Annotated in this window: 15 protein-coding genes and 2 pseudogenes; 14 read left to right on the top strand and 3 right to left on the bottom strand. The window is 28.5% G+C overall.

From position 1 onward, the window contains the following. The first annotated feature begins 16 nt into the window (after nucleotides 1-16). From ACFIJ5_RS13470 to ACFIJ5_RS13460, 3 genes are read left to right on the top strand one after another with little or no spacing between them, the layout of a single operon-like run. The gene (locus tag ACFIJ5_RS13470) at nucleotides 17-2,200 is read left to right on the top strand and encodes a beta-galactosidase (protein WP_379807866.1); all 2,184 of its coding nucleotides are present in this window, start codon (nucleotides 17-19) and stop codon (nucleotides 2,198-2,200) included. A 1-nt stretch (nucleotide 2,201) separates the two neighbouring features. Further along, nucleotides 2,202-2,996 carry an HAD-IIA family hydrolase gene (locus tag ACFIJ5_RS13465; RefSeq protein ID WP_379807864.1) on the top strand — a complete coding sequence of 265 codons (795 nt, stop codon included), beginning with the start codon at nucleotides 2,202-2,204 and terminating at the stop codon, nucleotides 2,994-2,996. 26 nt (nucleotides 2,997-3,022) lie between these two features. Then, nucleotides 3,023-4,192: an iron-containing alcohol dehydrogenase gene (locus ACFIJ5_RS13460; RefSeq protein ID WP_379807862.1), complete on the top strand. Its 1,170-nt coding sequence runs from the start codon at nucleotides 3,023-3,025 to the stop codon at nucleotides 4,190-4,192. Nucleotides 4,193-4,634: 442 nt separating this feature from the next. Here ACFIJ5_RS13460 and ACFIJ5_RS13455 read toward each other — a convergent pair whose 3' ends face one another. Further along, nucleotides 4,635-5,393, bottom strand: a complete 759-nt coding sequence (locus ACFIJ5_RS13455) for a DeoR/GlpR family DNA-binding transcription regulator (RefSeq protein WP_379807860.1) — start codon at nucleotides 5,391-5,393, stop codon at nucleotides 4,635-4,637. A 241-nt stretch (nucleotides 5,394-5,634) separates the two neighbouring features. Here ACFIJ5_RS13455 and ACFIJ5_RS13450 point away from each other — a divergent pair. The 7 genes and pseudogenes from ACFIJ5_RS13450 to ACFIJ5_RS13420 all read left to right on the top strand — a co-directional run. Next, a pseudogene (locus tag ACFIJ5_RS13450) lies at nucleotides 5,635-6,161 on the top strand (IS607 family transposase); the annotation flags it as partial. Then, entirely contained in the window at nucleotides 6,139-7,254 is a 1,116-nt protein-coding gene (locus ACFIJ5_RS13445) for an RNA-guided endonuclease InsQ/TnpB family protein (protein WP_379807858.1), read from the top strand. The pseudogene ACFIJ5_RS13450 and the gene ACFIJ5_RS13445, both read left to right, overlap by 23 nt. Nucleotides 7,255-7,355: 101 nt before the next feature. Next, the gene (locus ACFIJ5_RS13440) at nucleotides 7,356-9,716 is read left to right on the top strand and encodes a formate C-acetyltransferase (protein ID WP_379807856.1); all 2,361 of its coding nucleotides are present in this window, start codon (nucleotides 7,356-7,358) and stop codon (nucleotides 9,714-9,716) included. Nucleotides 9,717-9,740: 24 nt separating this feature from the next. Beyond that, complete coding sequence (locus ACFIJ5_RS13435; RefSeq protein ID WP_379807854.1) at nucleotides 9,741-10,565, top strand: [formate-C-acetyltransferase]-activating enzyme; 825 nt, start codon at nucleotides 9,741-9,743, stop codon at nucleotides 10,563-10,565. 56 nt (nucleotides 10,566-10,621) lie between these two features. After that, nucleotides 10,622-11,488 (top strand): SDR family oxidoreductase, encoded by an 867-nt coding sequence (locus ACFIJ5_RS13430; protein WP_379807852.1) that lies wholly within the window; start codon nucleotides 10,622-10,624, stop codon nucleotides 11,486-11,488. A 30-nt stretch (nucleotides 11,489-11,518) separates the two neighbouring features. After that, complete coding sequence (locus tag ACFIJ5_RS13425; protein ID WP_379809616.1) at nucleotides 11,519-12,199, top strand: fructose-6-phosphate aldolase; 681 nt, start codon at nucleotides 11,519-11,521, stop codon at nucleotides 12,197-12,199. Nucleotides 12,200-12,502: 303 nt separating this feature from the next. After that, nucleotides 12,503-13,720: an NAD(P)/FAD-dependent oxidoreductase gene (locus tag ACFIJ5_RS13420; RefSeq protein ID WP_379807850.1), complete on the top strand. Its 1,218-nt coding sequence runs from the start codon at nucleotides 12,503-12,505 to the stop codon at nucleotides 13,718-13,720. Between the two features lie 242 nt (nucleotides 13,721-13,962). Here ACFIJ5_RS13420 and ACFIJ5_RS13415 read toward each other — a convergent pair whose 3' ends face one another. Both ACFIJ5_RS13415 and ACFIJ5_RS13410 read right to left on the bottom strand, forming a co-directional pair. Next, nucleotides 13,963-14,856 carry an AraC family transcriptional regulator gene (locus ACFIJ5_RS13415; RefSeq protein WP_379807848.1) on the bottom strand — a complete coding sequence of 298 codons (894 nt, stop codon included), beginning with the start codon at nucleotides 14,854-14,856 and terminating at the stop codon, nucleotides 13,963-13,965. A 45-nt stretch (nucleotides 14,857-14,901) separates the two neighbouring features. Further along, nucleotides 14,902-15,810 carry an alpha/beta fold hydrolase gene (locus ACFIJ5_RS13410; RefSeq protein ID WP_379807846.1) on the bottom strand — a complete coding sequence of 303 codons (909 nt, stop codon included), beginning with the start codon at nucleotides 15,808-15,810 and terminating at the stop codon, nucleotides 14,902-14,904. Nucleotides 15,811-16,235: 425 nt separating this feature from the next. Here ACFIJ5_RS13410 and ACFIJ5_RS13405 point away from each other — a divergent pair. From ACFIJ5_RS13405 to ACFIJ5_RS13390, 4 genes and pseudogenes are all read left to right on the top strand, one after another. Continuing rightward, nucleotides 16,236-16,415 (top strand): annotated as a pseudogene (locus tag ACFIJ5_RS13405) (alpha,alpha-phosphotrehalase); the annotation flags it as partial. A 35-nt stretch (nucleotides 16,416-16,450) separates the two neighbouring features. Then, nucleotides 16,451-17,161, top strand: a complete 711-nt coding sequence (treR, locus tag ACFIJ5_RS13400; RefSeq protein WP_379807844.1) for a trehalose operon repressor — start codon at nucleotides 16,451-16,453, stop codon at nucleotides 17,159-17,161. Between the two features lie 399 nt (nucleotides 17,162-17,560). Next, nucleotides 17,561-17,977: a hypothetical protein gene (locus ACFIJ5_RS13395; protein WP_379807843.1), complete on the top strand. Its 417-nt coding sequence runs from the start codon at nucleotides 17,561-17,563 to the stop codon at nucleotides 17,975-17,977. Between the two features lie 128 nt (nucleotides 17,978-18,105). After that, nucleotides 18,106-19,413, top strand: coding sequence for an APC family permease (locus tag ACFIJ5_RS13390; protein ID WP_379807841.1), 1,308 nt, complete (start codon nucleotides 18,106-18,108; stop codon nucleotides 19,411-19,413). Nucleotides 19,414-19,507: the final 94 nt, after the last annotated feature.

Raw genomic sequence — 19,507 nt, 5'->3', positions numbered from 1 at the left:
AGGAGAGGTGATGACTATGAATAAATATCCATATGGTGGAGGATATTATCCGTTAATACATGACAAAAGTGAATGGAAAAAAGATTTATTGCTTATGAAAGAGGCTGGAATAAACATAGTAAGAACTGCAGAGCTTTTTAATACATGGGATAGAATTGAGCCTGAAGAAGGTAAATTTAATTTTGATTTTTTAGATGAATTCTTTGATTTATGCGAAGAATTAGATATGAAAATTTTATTAGGTACAGGAACGGCATCACCTCCTTATTGGATTCATGAAAAATATCCTGATTCAAATATACTTAGCAACTCAGGTAAGCAATATCATAATAATGTTTCTTATACTTGGGCTTGTATTGATAATCCAGGTTATTTAAAAGAAGCAGAAAGATATATAAGGACATTAGTTGAGAGATATAAAAATCATAATGCATTAGATTCATATCAACTTCATAATGAAGTTGGATTTCCATTTATGCCTCTTGAAAATGGGGGATTAGATATATATTGTTATTGTGAGCATTCTAAAAATAAATTTAGACATTGGATGAAGGAAAAATATAAAACTTTAGATAGTTTAAATTATGCTTGGAGATGGAGTGCTACAAATACAGTTTGTACTAAATGGAGTCAAGTGGAGCCACCTTATGTAAAACCAACTGCATGGAGTTCTGTTACAAGATGGTTGGACTGGAGATTGTTCTGGATGGATAATTTCACTAACTTTATAAAATGGCAAAATCATATTGTTAAGTCAATGGACGAGAAACATCCTACAACAACAAATATTTTTTACATGAAATCTTTTGATGCATTTGGAACATTAATGGGATTAGATCAATTTGAGATGGCAAAGCAAGTTGATTATATAGGATATGATTTATATCCAGGTAGCGGAGATAAATTAAAATCAAGACCAGAATTTTCTTCTTTGTTTCTTGATCATGCAAAAAGCATAGCTAAACCACTTGGAAAAGCTTACTGGATTCATGAATTAGAAAGTGGCCCTATAAATGGATGGATGCTTGGACCAGATAGAAATACAAATAGTAGTGATTTAATGAGAAATGCTTTTGAGTGTTTAGGACATGATGCTAAATTTATGTTATATCAAGGCTGGAGAGAATGGGATTTTCAACCTCTTCATTGGGGCGGAATTGTTGATTTAGATGGAAATAAAACAGATAGAAATATTGGTTGTGAAAAAATAGGTAAATTTCTTGATGAGAATAGTGAATATCTATTAAAGTCAAGAACTTCTAAAGGTGATATTGCTATACTTACTTCAAAAGAGAATTCAATTGTTATAAATGGAGTAGGCCAAGAGGAATTTTTAAAAAATGCTATACGTTCGGCTTATAGGATATTTTGGGAAAAAGGTTTTAATATAGATTTTATAACACCTGAACATTTAGAAAGTGGATATGCAAAAGACTATAAAGCAATATGTATGCCTTTTCTAACATTGATTAAAGAAAATACTGCGAAAAATTTACAAAAATACGTAGAAAATGGCGGTATATTAATTGGTACTGCAAGATGTGGAATGATCGGAGAACATGGATGGTATAATCACAAGATTCCATGCTTTAATCTTCAAAATGTATTTGGGGTAAATGCAGTAGAAGTTTGGGCTAAAGGAGACTATAAGGCTACGTATAAAAATAAAAATTATGATTGTTACTGGCATAAGGAAAGATTAGATATATTAGATGAAAATGTAAATGTAATTGCTAGGTTCTTTGATGATACACCAGCTGCTACAGTAAATAAATTTGGAAAAGGAACGGCTATATATTTTGCTACTCATGCAGATGCAGCTTATCTTGAAAAACAGTCTTATTTGATGTGGGATATAATAGACGATATATTTAAACAAGAGAAAATTAGACCATACATTTATACAGAATATACTAATAGAATTCAAAAAGAAGTTGATGTTCATAGTTTAAAGAATGAAGAAAAAGAAATGCTTATTATAACTAATTATGTAAATTCAAATAGAATAAATTCTTTCTTTATAAATGGCAAGAAGAAAATAAGAATTTATATAGATAATGAGTATGATATCAAAAGTATAAAAGACTATTATGAGCAAAGAGAAATATCATGGAAGAGGGACGAACGTGGTATAAATATAGAATTAGAAATCAATAAAAATGAGATAAAAGTTTTGCAAATTGTTTGGGAGGTCAACTAGAGTGAATATAAAAGATATTAAATGTTTTCTATTAGATATGGATGGAACTATTTATTTAGGAGACAAGCTTATAGATGGATCACTACAGTTCTTAGATACAGTTAAAAAACAGAGAAAAAAGTTTTTATTTTTAACAAATAATTCATCTAAAAATAAGGATGCCTATAAAGAAAAGTTAAACAAGTTAGGCTGTGAAGTGGATGCAGAAGATGTATTTTCATCAGGAGAAGCTACAATAATCTATTTAAATAAATTAAAACCAGGTGCAAAGGTATTTTTGCTTGCTACTCCTCTTTTGGAAAAGGAATTTATAAAAGCTGGATTTAAATTAATTAAAGATAGAAGTGAAAAGCCTGATTTTGTAGTTTTAGCTTTTGATACTACTTTAACTTATGAAAAATTGTGGATAGCATGTGATTTAATAAGAGAAGGAGTAGAGTATATTGCTACTCATCCAGATTTTAATTGTCCTTTAGAGGATAATAAATTTATGCCAGATACTGGTTCGATGATTAAGTTAATTGAAGGGTCTACAGGCAAGAAACCATTAGTAATTGGAAAGCCTGAAAAATATATAATAGATGCAGTAATAGAAAAGTATAATCTAAAAAGAGAAGATATAGCTATGGTGGGTGACAGACTTTACACAGATATTGCAGTAGGAAAAAATGCAGGAATAACCTCTACACTTGTTATGTCAGGAGAAACAACAGAAGATATGTATAAAAAATCGGATATCAAAGCTGACTATGTATTTGAATCAATTAAAGAATTAGAAGAAGCTATTAACAAATAGATGTTTTTATAGAAGAGGTGATTTTTATGAATAGCTTAAACCAATTTAGTTTCTTTCTTGATACAAGAATAGAATTTGGTACTGGAAAGATAAATAATTTACACAAATATATACAGGAATTGAATGGTGATAAGGTATTAATAATAACAGATAAAGTCCTTGTAAAAATAGGAGTTATAAATCCAATCATAGATATATTAGAAGATAATAAAATTCCTTTTGAGATATTTGATGAAGTTGAACCAGATCCTAAGTGTGCATTAGTAGACAAAGCAGGAGAGTTTTGTAAGGAGAAAAAGTGTAATTTGATTATAGCTTTTGGTGGAGGAAGTTCTATGGATACATCAAAAGGAGCTTCAGTGGTGGCTGTAAATGAAGGTAGTTGTTATGATTACTTAGATGGACGAGGGGATATGAAAAAAACAATAAAAAATAGTCCTATTCCAATAATTGCAGTACCAACAACATCAGGTACAGGATCAGAAGTTTCTCAATATGCAGTTATTACTCACAATAATGTTAAGGATTCTATAACTTCAAGTAGTATATATCCAAGAATATCAGTTATAGATGCAAATTTCATGAAGAAGTTACCTAGTACAGTAACTGCATATACTGGACTAGATGCTTTAGGACATGCTATTGAAGGATATACATCTAAAATAGAAAATGCCTTTACTGATTTATTTGCTCTTGAAGCTATTAGATTGATATTTAAAAATTTGCCTACAGCAGTAAATTCAGGAGATTTAGAATCTAGAAATAATATGGCATTAGCAGCATTATTAGGTGGTATTTCAATGAGCCATTGTGGTGCAACATTACCTCATGCAATGGGATGTCCTTTATCAGGACATTTAAAGGTGCCTCATGGATTAGCTGTTGGAGTTTTACAAATTCCTATGATGGAATATAATAAGAAAAGTTTAAAGAATAAATTTAAAAATATATTAAATTATATAAATCCTGACACAATAAATATAGAAGCAGGAAAATGTACAGAAATTTTAATAGATAAAGTTGATAAACTTATGAAAGATATTAAAGTAAATGAGTTTATAGAAGTAGATAATTTTAATGAACAAACATTAAACAACATGATTGATGATACTATGATTCATGGTTGTACAGCTTTAAATACTACTGAAATGACTAAAGAAGCTGTTAAAAACATATATTCTACAATAATAAAATAGTTAATAGAAATGATATCTTGCGTAAGAAACATTTGAGCAAACAACTAGTAATTCTTGGTCTAAAAATTCACAGTATATTAGACAACATTTTTATATTATAAAATAAAACCTTTTACCTGTGGTAAATATCTATATAGTGTATAGGATATCATTGGAACAAAGTCTACAAGTTCTTAGTCTTACGAATTTCAAAAGAGTTATTTTCTGATAACTAATTCCTTTGGAATATTTTTCAGGAAATCTTCTTTTGAATATGAGTAAGACTTAGAACTTGTTACTGAAGTGACACGATTCCTAACACTATATAGATATTTACTTCACAGGCTCTAGATACTTATTATCAACACAATTTTTAGACCTTAGAATTACTTTGTGAAGTGAAAGGTTTCTAAGCAAGATATCATTCCCCGTAGCGGTTATTTTTCATTTGCGAAAGCGGATATTACAAAATATTTGTATTAGTCTTTTTTAAAGCTTTTAATATATCTTGTTTAGGAGTATCTTCAGTAATTATAGTATTAATATCATATAGAGTAGCAAATTTATATACTCCATCCATATAAAACTTCTTATTTTCCATAACAAGATATATTTCCTTTCCACTCTCAATAATGGCCTTTTTAGTATTTCCATCTTCTACATCAAAAGTAGTAATACTCTTATCAAATATATCTACCCCACAGCTTCCAATAAAAGCTTTATTTACTTTATATTTTGATATATTTTCAATAGCCATTGAACCAGTAAATCCGTCTAAATCCTTACTAAAAACCCCTCCAATACATATAACTTTTATATTATTATTTGAAAAAGTTTTTACTATATCAATCATATTAGTTATAATAGTAATTTTTTTATTACTTTCTGCAAGTTCTTGCGCTAAAAGTATATTAGTTGTTGATATATCAAGAAAAATAGTTTCATTATTTTTAATAATATTAAAAGCTTTTTCAGCTATTTTTTTCTTAGATTCAACATCAGCATAAATTCTTGCTTCAACCTTTTGATTTGGAGCAGATTTACGAAGTGGTATGGCGCCACCATAGGTTCTTTCTAATAGATTTTGACTTTCTAGATTTCTCAAATCTTTTCTTATACAATCTTCAGAAACATCAAATCTTTTACTCAAATCTTTTACAAGAACTTTTCCATCTTTATTTAAAACTTTAAGTATTTCCTCTAATCTTTCTTGTGCAAACAAAATTTCATCACCCTTAATATTTGTAGTAGTTTTTATTAATATTATAACAGAAATTTTAATTAAACTTTCTTCTTTATTTTTATATTTTTTTGTTGCAATTTTCTTATTTTAATTATACAATAATATTAAACAAGAAACAATAATACAAAACAATAATAAACAAACAGAAGAATAATAAAAAAAGAGAGGCTAAGTAACAGTTAACAAAACATTATAGATGTTTATATAACCTTGTTTGATTGTTGCACCGACAGGATATAGATGTTATTCTCAAGAGCAACTTAATCATTTTTAGGAATTAAGGGTATTAAAACTAAAAATAAGAAAATAATAGGATATTGTAGAGTTAGTTCTCATAAGCAAAAAGATGACATTGAAAGACAAGTAGAAAATGTTAAAACATATATGTTTGCTAGAGGTTATCAGTTTGAAATCATAACCGATATAGGAAGTGGAATTAACTACAATAAAAAGGGATTAAATCAACTAATAGACATGATAACTAATTCAGAAGTTGAAAAAGTAGTAATTTTGTATAAGGATAGATTAATAAGATTTGGATTTGAACTTATAGAAAATCTATGTAATAAATATGGAACGACTATTGAAATCATAGATAATACAGAGAAAAGCGAAGAACAAGAATTAGTTGAGGATTTAATTCAAATTGTTACAGTTTTTAGTTGTAGATTTCAAGGTAAAAGAGCCAACAAAGCTAAAAAGATGATTAAGGAGTTATTGAAAGATGATACTGTCAAAGAAGATTAGAATTATTCCAAGTATAGAGCAGGAACAAAAACTATGGCAGTCAGTTGGTACTGCAAGATTTATATATAATTGGACACTTGCAAAACAAGAAGAAAATTATAAAAATGGTGGTAAATTTATTAGTGATGGTGTATTGAGAAAAGAAATCACTATAATGAAGCAAACCCAAGAATATAAGTGGTTAAAAGAAGTATCTAATAATGTATCAAAACAGGCTGTTAAAGATGCTTGTGATGCATATAAAAAATTCTTTAAAGGTTTAGCAGATAAACCAAGATTTAAAAGTCGCAGAAAAGCTAGACCATCATTTTATAATGATACATCAAAGCTAAAAGTTAAATGTAAAATGGTTCTCATTGAAAAAGTAGGTTGGATTAAAACATCAGAGCAAGTACCCATGAATGTTAAATATACTAATCCAAGAGTAAGCTTTGACGGTAAGTATTGGTATTTATCTGTAGGTGTTGAAAAAGAAAATCCAATAGTGGAACTAACTGATGAAAGCATAGGTATAGATGTTGGTATTAAAGACCTCGCTATATGCTCTAATGGAATGACTTTTAAAAATATTAATAAAACAAGATTAGTTAAGAAATTAGAAAAAAGATTACGTAGGTTGCAGCGTAAAATATCAAGAAAATATGAATTAAATAGAGAAGGGAGGAAGTTCGTCAAAACCAGCAACATTATAAGACTTGAAAAGCAAATTAGATTACTTCATAGAAGATTATCTAATATTAGGAACAATCACTTACACCAATCAACTACTGAGATAGTGAAAACCAAGCCATCAAGAGTAGTTATGGAAACACTTAATATTAAAGGTATGATGAAAAATCGTCATTTATCTAAAGCTATAGCTAAGCAGGGATTGTATGAATTTAAAAAACAACTTCAATACAAATGTGAATTTTATGGAATTGAATTTATTGAAGCTGATAAATGGTATCCATCATCAAAGATATGTAGTAAGTGTGGACATAAAAAGACTAATTTATCACTATCTGAAAGAACTTATGTCTGTGAAAAGTGTGGAGCAGTAATTGATAGAGATTATAATGCTTCAATAAATTTGAGCAGATATTCAGCATAACTACTTAGACAGTTATGTTTGAGGTGTAGGATTCGTTGTATCCGAAGTTAAGCCCTTGGAGTGCTATACAAACCAAAGTAGCTTCGGCAAAATGGAGTACATTGAACAGGGAATTAAACAAACTTATAGAGTTTTATAAAGTTTTGGCAACGGTGTTTTGTATGCTTAGTGATAGAGTAAGAAAATTAAAAGAACAATTATTTGCAAATAAAAGAGAAGTATCTATAGAAAGAGCGCTTTTATATACTGAAAGCCATAAACAAACTGAAGGGGAACCTTCCATTATAAGAAGAGCAAAAGCTACAGCTCATATTTTAGAAAATGTAAAAATATCTATAAGACCTGAAGAGTTGATAGCAGGAAACAGAACTGTAAAACCTAGAAATGGAATTGTATCTCCTGAAATGGATCCATATTGGATATATAATGAGTTAGATACAATTGAAACTAGACCACAAGACCAATTTTATATTTCGGAAGAAGATAAGAAAACATATAGAGAAGTTCTTTATCCATATTGGCAAGGTAAAGCAATGAAGAACTTTATAAATGATAGAATAAAAGGTGAAGTAAAAGATGCAGTAAACGATAAAATAATTAAACTTAATCAAACAGATAAAGGACAAGGCCATATTATAATGCGCTTTGAAAATGTTTTGAATAAGGGATTACAAGAGATTATAAAAGAAGTTAAGAATAAATATGATCAAAATAAAGAGAATAATTTTTATAGAGCAGCTTTAATAGTTTTACAAGCAGCTCAAAATCATATTTTAAGATATGAAGCATTAGCATTAGATTATGCAGAAGAAGAACAAGATAAAACGAGAAAAGATGAGCTTATAGAAATAGCTAGAATAGCTAGAAAAGTTGCTTACGAAAAGCCAGATAGTTTTTATGAAGCATGTCAAATACTTTGGTATATAAGTGTAATAGCTCAATATGAATCTAATGCAAGTTCATTATCATTAGGTCGTTTTGATCAATATATGTATAAGTTCTATAAAAATGATATTGAAAATGGAGTATCTATTGAAAAAATAAGAGAAATACTTGAATGTTTTTGGATAAAGACAAATGATGTAGTGCTTATAAGAAGTGAAAATAGTGCAAAATATTTTGCAGGTTTTCCAACAGGATATACTATAGCACTTGGAGGTCTTACAGAGAGAGGACGTTCTTCAGTAAATGAACTTTCTTATTTGTGCTTAGATACTTATCAAGATATACTTTTACCACAACCTAATTTGGCAGTTAGACTTAATGAATTTATAGAAAGACCTTTCTTAAATAAAACTGTTGAAACAATAAGACTTGGTACAGGGGTTCCACAAATATTTAATGATGAAGTTATAGTTCCAGGATTTTTAAATAGAGGTGTAACTTTAGAAGATTCTAGAGATTATGCTATTGTAGGTTGTGTTGAACTTTCAATACCTGGAAAAACTTATGGACTTCACGATATAGCAATGTTTAATCTGTTAAAAATAATGGAAGTAACATTAAAAGAAGTTAAAGATAACAAGCACATTAGATTTGAGGATATAATAAATATAATCAAAGATAAGATAGATAAATATGCAGCACTTGTAGTAGAAGGATCAAACATAGTAGATTTAGGTCATAGAGAATATGCACCGGTACCACTTTTATCTTGTTTAATAGATGATTGTATTAAAAAGGGTAAGGATATAACAGAAGGTGGTGCTAAATATAATTTTTCTGGTGTACAAGGAATTGGAATTGCTAATTTAAGTGACTCATTATATGCACTTAAAAAGATTGTATTTGAAGAAAAGAGAATTACGCTTTCACAACTTGTAGAAGCTTTAGAGAATAATTTTGAAGGCGAAGAATACGAAAAGCTAAGAATTAGATTGATAAATAAATATGATAAGTATGGTAATGACAATGACGAATTAGATAATATAGGATCAGATATATTAAGTTACTATGGAAAAGCTCTTGAAAAATATAAAAATGTAAGGGATGGTATTTTTACACCAGGTGCTTATACAGTGTCAGCTCATATTCCTCTTGGAGAAGCAGTAGGAGCAACTCCAGATGGAAGAAAGGATAAAGATCAACTTGCAGATGGAGGTTTATCCCCTATGGTTGGAAAAGATAGACTAGGACCTACTGCAGTATTGAAGAGTGTAAGTAAGTTGGATAATTATTTAAATACAAATGGAAGCTTGCTTAATGTAAAATTTAATCCAAAAACTTTAGAAGGACAAGAAGGTATTAATAAAATGGCAAATTATCTTCTTGCATATATGAAACTTAAAATTCAGCATATTCAATTTAATGTAGTTTCAGCAGAAACATTAAGAGAAGCTCAAAGACATCCAGAAAAGTATAAGGGACTTGTAGTAAGAGTTGCCGGATACAGTGCTTTCTTTGTGGAACTTAGTAAAGAAATTCAAGATGACATCATAAGACGAACAGAGCACAGTCTATAAGAGGTCTGAAAGGATGTGCTTAACATGGAAGGATTAATATTTAATATTCAGAGATATTCTATACACGATGGAGGAGGAATTAGGACATTAGTATTTTTCAAAGGTTGTCCTTTGTATTGTCCATGGTGCTGTAATCCAGAATCTCAAAGTTTTGAAAAGGAAAAAGTAAAAATAAAAGCAAAATGCATAGGCTGCAAAACTTGTAGTATGGATACAGATGAATGTCCTTCTGGTGCTATAGTTGAATTTGGACAATATATGACTGTACCAGAAGTAATAAAAGAAGTAGAGAAAGATATGATTTTTTATAATACATCCAGTGGTGGAGTAACATTATCAGGTGGAGAAGTATTAAGCCAAGCTGATTTTGCTATAGAACTTTTAAAAAAGCTTAAAGAATTAGGAATAAATACAGCCATAGAAACATCTGGGCAGGGAAGTAGTGAGAAATTACTGCATATGGCAAAATATTTAGATTTAATATTGTTTGATTTGAAAATTATGGATAAAGAAAAAGCAAAAACATTAATTGGAGCTAATATAGACATAATCAAAAATAATATAAGATCTTTAGTAGAGAATAATAAAAAGGTTATACCTAGAATACCGTTAATTCCTAATTATACTATGGATGAAGATAATATAACAAAGATAATAGAGTTCGTGAAAGAACTTAATTTAAAAGAGGTTCATATACTTCCTTTCCACCAATATGGAAGTAATAAATATGAATATTTAGGTAAAAATTATACTCTAAAAGATATAAAAACTCCAACTGACAAAGAAATAAATGACATAAAAGATAAGATGGAAAAGTCAGGTTTAAAGGTTGTAGTTGGGGGAATATAATAAAAAACAATCAAATAAATGTAGTTATAATATTATAAGGTAGAAGGTGGTAGCTTGTGAAAAAGGTATTATTAACAGGAGGTAATGGATTTTTTTGTACAAGATTTGCATCACATTACAAGGATAAGTACGAAATTTTATCTTTAGGAAAGAAAGAATTAGACGTTACAGATGAAAAACAAGTATTGGATACTATAATGAAATTTAATCCAGACTATGTAATACATGCTGCTGCTATAGCTGTAACAGATTATTGTAATGAACATCCAGATATAGCATACAAAATAAATGTTAAAGGAAGCCTAAATATAGCAAAAGCTTGTAAGGAAGTAAATGCTAAATTGGTTTTCATAAGTTCTGAACAAGTTTTTAATGGAAATATTGAAAGTGGTCCTTATGATGAATTTCATAAACCAGTTCCAAATACAGTATATGGACAAAATAAGCTAGAAGCAGAAAACTTGCTTAAAGAAATAATAGAAGAACTTTGGATAGTAAGATTTACATGGCTTTTTGATCTTCCAGAAAGAGGTTTAAATATAAATGCAAACATAATGTGGAATACTGTTAAGAGTATATTAAAGGGAGAGAAAATAAAAGCACCAGTAAATGAATATAGAGGAATGACTTATGCTAAGGAAGTAGTAGAAGTTTTTGATAAGATATTTGAAATACCATATGGCACCTATCATTTAGGAAGTAAAAATGATTTGAGCAGATATGAAGTTGTTAAGCTAATATTTGAGGAAATGGGACTTTCTGAAAGAATAGATGAATTGCTTTTTAAGGATAGTGAAAAGTATAAAGAAAATCCAAGAGATATACGTCTTAATACTGATAAATTAAAACAGTATGGTATTGAATTTAAAGATACAAATGAAGGAATTAAACAGTGTATAACAGATTACAAATTAAATCTATAAATAAAATAAACAAAAGGAAAGGTGATAATAATGTTATATTTATTAGATACTGCAAATTTAGAACAAATTAAAAGAGCTTTTGATTTATATCCAATGAGTGGAGTTACAACAAATCCTACAATTATTTCTAAAGAAAATAGAAGTTTTATACAAATATTAAAAGATATAAGAAATATAATAGGTGAAGATAAAATGCTTCACGTACAATCTCTAAGTAAGAAAGCAGAAGATATAGTTAAAGAAGCAGAATATTTGAATGAAACTATTGGAGGTAATTTATATATTAAAATTCCAGTTATTCCTGAGGGAATAAAAGCAATGAAAATATTAAAAGAAAAAGGAATAAAAATAACTGCAACAGCTATTTTTACAGCAGAACAAGCTCTTATGGCAGCAATTGCAGGAGCAGAATTTGTAGCACCATATGTAAATAGAATTGACAATATAAGTGGAGATGGAGTAGATGTAGTTGCTCAAATCGTTCAATTATTTGAATTACACAATATAGATGCTAAGGTACTTGCAGCTTCATTTAAAAATGTTCAACAAGTTCATGAAGTGGCTCTTACAGGTGCTCAATCAGTAACTATAAATGCAGAAATAATGGATAAGTTACTAGCTCATCCATTAACTGACTGGAGTGTAGACCAGTTTGTAAATGATTGGGAAAGCGTATATGGAGAAGGCAAATTAACTCTTGATGTTGAGTAAATATATAAAATAAAATAGGAATAAAGAATTTTCTTATTGGTGATAACCATTTGATAAAAATTCGCAGCTTTTATGCTGCGAATTTTTTTACTTCAGTGTGTAATTGTAGTTATTATATAATGTAAATGGATATATATAATCGTTCTATATAATTAGACAAATACAATTATTATATGAGTATAAAGTTATTGAAAAGTAAGTATAATAATTATGTGTTTAAATTTTCGGAGGATATATAGAAAGTAAAAAGTATAAAGAACAAAATACTTTTTTTTCATAAAATTATCAGGATAGGTGAATGATATGAATATACAATATGTACAAGGAAATCCTATATTTACTGCTATTAATAAAGTGCCAAAACAGTACCCTTATTTAACAGAAGATTTAGAAACAGATGTTATAGTAATAGGTGGAGGAGTAACTGGGGCTATTGCATCTTATTACTTTAGTGAAAATAATATAAATACTGTTGTTTTAGAAAAAAGTAGAGTTGGATTTGGAAGCAGCAGCGTTACAACTTCATTACTTCAGTATGAGTTAGATCAAAATTTAAATGTACTTACAGAAGCTATTTCAGTGGAAGACGGAATAAAGGCTTATAAATTAGGGCTAAAGGCCTTAAAGGAGATAGATAATTTTATAAAAAAATATGGTAATAACTGTGATTATGAACCTAAAGATACATTACTGTATACATCTCAAAATATAGAAAAAAAAGAAATATATGAAGAATACAAATTAAGAAAAGAAAACGGACTTGATGTAGAATTCATAGATGAAAAAAATAATCCTTTTAGTTTTGATTTGAAAGCTGGAGTATGTTCCAAATTAGGCGGAGCACAGCTAGATCCTTATAAATATACTCATCAGTTATTAGATGTGGCATGTGTTAATGGAGTTAGAGTTTATGAAAATACAGAAGTAGTAAAAATAAATTATGAAAAAGAAGGAGTAGAGGTAGAAACTAATTATGGATATAAGGTTAAGGGAAAAATTATAATAGTAGCCACAGGATATGATACTAGAATTTTCACTAATAGAAATTTTGGAACTATGACTACTACATTTAATATAGCTACAAAGCCTATAAAAAACTTTAATGGCTGGAAAAATAGAGTTCTTATAAGAGATAATAGTGACCCTTATAATTATTTAAGAACAACTGGTGATAATAGAATAATAATAGGTGGAGAGGATATAGAATTTAGGCCACAAATGCTTAAAGAAGAGGTAGCATACCAAAAGTACTCTATATTAGAAAATCGTTTAAAAGCTATGTTTCCCAAAATAAAAAATGTAGAAATTGAATTTAAATACTGTGGGGCTTTTGCTTCAACAAAAGATAATTTAGGATTCTTAGGTCCGGATCCAAATAAAAAGAATCTATGGTATTGTCTTGGATATGGTGCAAATGGTATTTTATTTGCTATTTTAGGAGGAATGATGCTTAGTAAATTATTTTTGGGAGAAAAAAGTGAAGACTTAAGACTCTTTAAAGTAGATAGATTTGATAATTAAGTTTTGATTATGTTAAAAGAAGATAGTTAGCTATCTCCTTTTTTCTAATTCTAAAATGTATCAATGTAAATTTTACAAATTTTTTATTGTATACTTCTCTACTATTGTGAATCAAGTAATTTCTTTATTTAATGCATTAAATAAGAAAAACATGACATAAGAACACCGCAAAATTCAAATTTGAATTTTGCAGTATTTTAAAAATCATTTAGTTTTATTAGTTGTAATATCTAATGAGGAAGTTATGAGTTAATTGACTTTCTTTTTACAGGAATCCATACTTCACATTTGTATTCACCATGTTTTTTATCATTCCAAAAGTTTCTTTCAATGCAGGGCCCTTCCACTTGTTCAAATGCAGAGGATGGGAACCATTCAAAGTATATACGTCTCCATATATTATGTATAATCAAGTTATCTGGCATAGTTCCATATCCTTCAAATACTGCCCATGTAAGTTTAGGTACTTGAAGTATCGTAAATTCATCTGATATCTCTGCTTTAAGCATTTCATATCCCATCATATATTTTCTTGTACCGTCTTCTTTAAAATTATAATGAAAACCATACAATAAACTGCCTTCAGGATTACCTAATACTTGATTAATTCTATCATATATTCCATTTTCAAAAATCTTATTAATAAATTCTGGTATCTCTCTATAAGCTGCATCATTAACTCTAGTTGTTGTAAATTCTACACCAAATACTTTAAAAGATTCTTTTTCAACTATTCTATAAATAATTTCATATTCTCCTTTTATTGATATTTGAAAAGAGATTTTGGGAAAAGCTTTAATTTTTCCATTAAGCTTTTTTAAAGCTGATGGTGATATTCCATGCAGTCTTTTAAAAGCTTTAGTAAATGCTTCTGGACTTTGATAACCATATTTCAATGCTATATCAATTACTCTTTTGTTTGTTGCAACCAACTCTTCTGCGGCAAGGGTCAGTCTGCGATTTTTTATATACTGAGTTACTGTAAATCCTGTTAATGCATGAAAAACACGCTGAAAGTGATATCGGGATGAACATGCAAATTTTGATATGTCATCTATATTAAGTGTTGTATACAAATTTTTTTCAATGTATTCAAGTGTGTTGTTAAGCATTACAATTGTTTCCACCTTCCTCATCCCCTTTCAAAATAAGTTCATTCATTGCGAAAATGTAAATCACACTTATTTCATCTTCTTATATATATAACTTGTTATAACTTCACAATACTTATCAGGTTCCTCAATTCTAACATAATGACCAGAAAAATTAAATGTAACCACTTGTTTGTCTTGCACTCGCTTCATAAATTCTGCTGTTTGTACTTTACAAGTTATTGGATCATATTTACCTTTAATCAATAAAGAAGGCTTATTTATATTTGATAATTCAGTAAATACATTATTATATACCCGCCAATCTTTCAATAATTTAATTCTTGTTTTAGCAGATTTATTCCATAAATTCTTAGCATCATTAGTACTCATAGCTATTCTGTCAATAATTTGCTTATCATTTCCAAACCACATATAGTTATTGCAGTTAGCTCCAAGATCGTTTAACACCTTCATAAGTAGTCTATTGATCTCCCTATAATCTGTAATTTCTCTTAAAGCTTTAAAATAATCTTCTGCCAATGCTAAATTTCCTAATTTAATTAATTCATTAGCAGCTGCATTTAGCATAGAACGCTCTGAAAGTGCAAAATCAAAAGACGGGCATTCATATATCATATATTCGATAGAATCAGGGTATAAATTAGCATAAAGAACAGCAAGATACCCCCCAAATGAGTGACTAAGTAGTGACCATTTATTTATATGTAATATTTTTCTTAATTCTTCAAAATCTTCAATAATATCTTCTAATGAAATATGTTCTTCATCTAAAATAGCCTCAGATCTCCATACTCCCCTTTGCTCTAGAGCTATAACTTTAAAGTTCTTTGATAATCTATCCCCCTGATATTGAATAAAATCTGCAACACCAATTCCACCAGGTCCACCATGAATAAATAACAATACTGGAGACGAATCCTCTCCTAAAATTTCAGTATAAATATGTTTTCCCCTAATTTTATAATACTCCACCATCTAATAAGTCCTCCCTATAATAGCCTTAATTATTTCCTACCTTCACTAAAGTATATCAAAAAATGAAATTTTATTTCTGTCTTGTTGTGCTTTAATTTGTCTAGATTTATTTATTCTAAACTTATTAAATTTAATTATTTGGATTACCAGGGGTATTATCAATTCAACCACAACATATTGGTACATTTGTTATTGCAATGGTAGTAGCAATTGTAGTACCATTTGCCCTAACAATTGTTTTTTCAAAAAGTAAATTAGGAGCAAAGAAAAATATATAAAACTGAGTTTTGAAAACAACAAAGGGAGAGCTAGTTTCTCCCTTTTTACATTTTAAAAGGAGCTGAAATAATGAAAGATTTTAAAAACAGTGTAGTTTATCAAATCTATCCTAAGTCATTTAATGATTCTAATAAAGATGGGTATGGAGACTTGAAGTGATAAATAATTTTTATGGCAAGGAAACAACTTTTGAATTACCTTCAGAATTAAAATTTGATGGATATAAAAGTAAAGTTTTAATTTCAAATTATGAAAATTCACCAAAAGAATTTAAAAAGATTAAATTAAGACCATACGAATCTATTGTATATCACCTTGAGAAATAAACTACAAAATGATAAAATATGCTAGGTGATAAAATATGAATAGTAAGTACTTAAGCATTTACGATGAAATTGTGGAAAAAATACAAAGTAGTAAAATTGAAGCTAATACAAAGCTTCCATCTGAAAATGAAATGATGCAGAAATATGAAGTGTCTAGAGATACCATAAGAAAAGCATTGAATCTATTAGCACAAAACGGATATATACAAAAAATGAAGGGAAAAGGATCTTTTGTCTTAGATATTAATAAGTTCGATTTTCCTGTTTCAGGACTTATAAGTTTCAAAGAATTGGCTGAAAAGATGGGGTATAAACCAAAAACTATTGTTCATGAACTTGATCTAATAAAGCCAGATACATTTTTAATAAAACAATTAAATTTATCTAAAAACAATGATGTTTGGAAAGTTATAAGGGTAAGAGAAATAGGTAAGGAAAAGATTATTTTAGATAAAGATTTTATTAATGAAAAACTTGTACCTTTATTAACTAAAGAGATTTGTGAGAATTCAATATATGAGTATATTGAAAATGCTTTAGGTCTTAAAATCAGTTTTGCTAAAAAAGAAATTACAGTAGAAAAAGCTACTAGAGAAGATAAAAAATTTTTAGATTTAGAAAAGTATGATATGGTTGTAGTTGTAAAAAATTATGTATATTTAGATGATGTAAGCTTATTTCAATATACTGAATCTAGACACAGACCAGACAAATTCAGATTTGTAGATTTTGCGAGAAGAAAGTAGTAGATTTTAAAAGAATTTAAATATACTAAGAAACTATTCCAAAAGTAAAAGAGGATAGGGCGTTTTAAAGTTTGAGCTCTAATACTTTTGGGATAGTTTTTTATGTAATATATGCTTTTGATTTTCCTTATGAAAGTTTACAGATATGTTACACTAATTTAAATATTTAGTATAGGGAATATGGTATAATTAGAACAAATAATTATGTTTTTCTTATAGAAAAACTTCTATTTGATTTATAATTAATAGATTTTCAAAAGCTTGCTTTTGAAAATTTTCCTTATTTGTTATTTATACTTTATACTTTTAATTTTATAGTTGTCTTATCCAGTATATGACTTATATAATGAAGGTTGAGTGTATAATTAATAATTTAAATTAGATATTAGGGGTGATGTTATGAAAAATGATTTTCTAAAAGGAACATATGGATGGGATTATTTTTCTAAAACTTTAATTTTATTAAGTATTCCATTTTTAATTTTTAGACCTACAATTTTCATAGGAATTGGTATTGCAATATATGCATTCTATAGAAGATTTTCTCGTAATGTATATAGAAGACAGATGGAAGAAAGAGCTTTTGAAGATTTTATGAGAAAATTAAATTATAAAATAAATGGTTTAAAACAAAAAAGAATTTTTGAAAGTTTGAAATATAAGCTTAATAGTTTAAAATATAAAATGAAACAAAGGAAACAATATGTTATAGTAAAATGTCCTAATTGTTCACAAAAACTTAGATTACCTAGACATAAAGGAAACTTAATAGTAACTTGTAAAAAATGTTCACATGAATTTAAAAAAAGAACCTAAAGGCTAGTATAAAAAATACTAACCTTTTTTTTATTTTAAATATAAACTTGAAAATGCAATTAAATAATATTAAAATTGTAAAATAAAGTCGAAATACAAAAGAAAAAACATATCACTGGAGGAAGAAGATGACAAAAGAAAAATTGAAGAAGAGCATTAATTTAGTTGAAGCTATGGCAATTGTAATTGGAATGATTATAGGGTCAGGTATTTTCCTAAAGCCAGCAGTGGTTTTTAGCAATGCAGGTTCATCTGCATTAGGAATAATTGCATGGATTGCTGGAGGAATTATTAGCTTAGCATCAGCACTTACAATTGCTGAAATAGCAGCAGCAATACCTAAAACGGGCGGCTTATATATTTACCTAAGAGAGTTATTTGGAGATATATGGGGATTTTTATTAGGGTGGGTACAAACAGTAATTTCCTATCCAGCAGCAGTAGCAGCATTGGCAATTGCATTTGCTGGCTTTGCGTCATTTTTTGTACCGTTAAATGATATACAACAAAAATTCACTGCAGGTGGAATTTTAATATTTTTAATAGTTATGAATATAATTGCTACAAAATTTGGTGGAATCATACAAACAATTTCTACTGTAGGAAAGTTAATTCCTGTATTTGCAATAATTTTATTTGGTCTTATAAAGGGACAAAGTCATGATATTACTTTTACAGCAGTAAAACAAGCATCTACAAGTATGGGCTTAGGAGCGGCTATTTTAGGAACTCTATGGGCATATGATGGATGGATTGGTGTTACAAATATGGCAGGAGAATTGAAAAACCCAAAAAGAGATCTTCCTAAGTCTATAATATTAGGAGTTATTTGCGTAATGGGTGTTTATGTTTTATTTAATATTGCTTTAGTTAATGTAGTACCGATGGAACAAATTATAAATTCTAAGAACCCTGTTTCAGATATAGCAGTTAAACTTTTTGGTAGTAAAGGTGGCGCATTAATAGTAGCTGGTATGATGATATCAGTATTTGGTACTATGAATGGATATCTTATGACTGGTGCAAGAGTTCCTTTTGCTATGGCAGAAAGAAAAGAAATTCCTTTGCACAAATATTTAGGCAAATCTCATCCAAAATTTCAAACACCTACAAATTCATTATTACTTGAAGGACTTTTAGCAGTAATATATATTTTTTCAGGAAGTTTTGATACACTTAGTGATTTAATTATGTTCGTATTGTGGATATTCTTTGTTGTAGGAGTATTTGGGATATTTGTTTTAAGAAAAAAAGTATCTCCAGAAAAAAGGCCATATAAAGTTCCCTTATATCCTATTACACCTTTAGTGGGGATTTTAGGAGGGTCATATATTTTAGTAAGTACAATTCTAAATGCACCATTAAATTCATTTATAGGAATAGGAATAACACTGTTAGGATTACCGGTGTTTTATTATTTAAAAAATCATAATTAGAAATACAAACAAAAAACATAATAAAGCTTGCTATTGTGTTTAAAGGCAAGAAAGTTAAGGTTACTAAAGGAAAAAAGACAGTTGATAGTTTATA

This window comes from Haloimpatiens myeolchijeotgali, assembly GCF_042688525.2.
Classification (GTDB): domain Bacteria; phylum Bacillota; class Clostridia; order Clostridiales; family Clostridiaceae; genus Haloimpatiens.
Note: the sequence above shows the minus strand (reverse complement) of the source record. Positions and strands in the feature narration are given on the sequence as shown.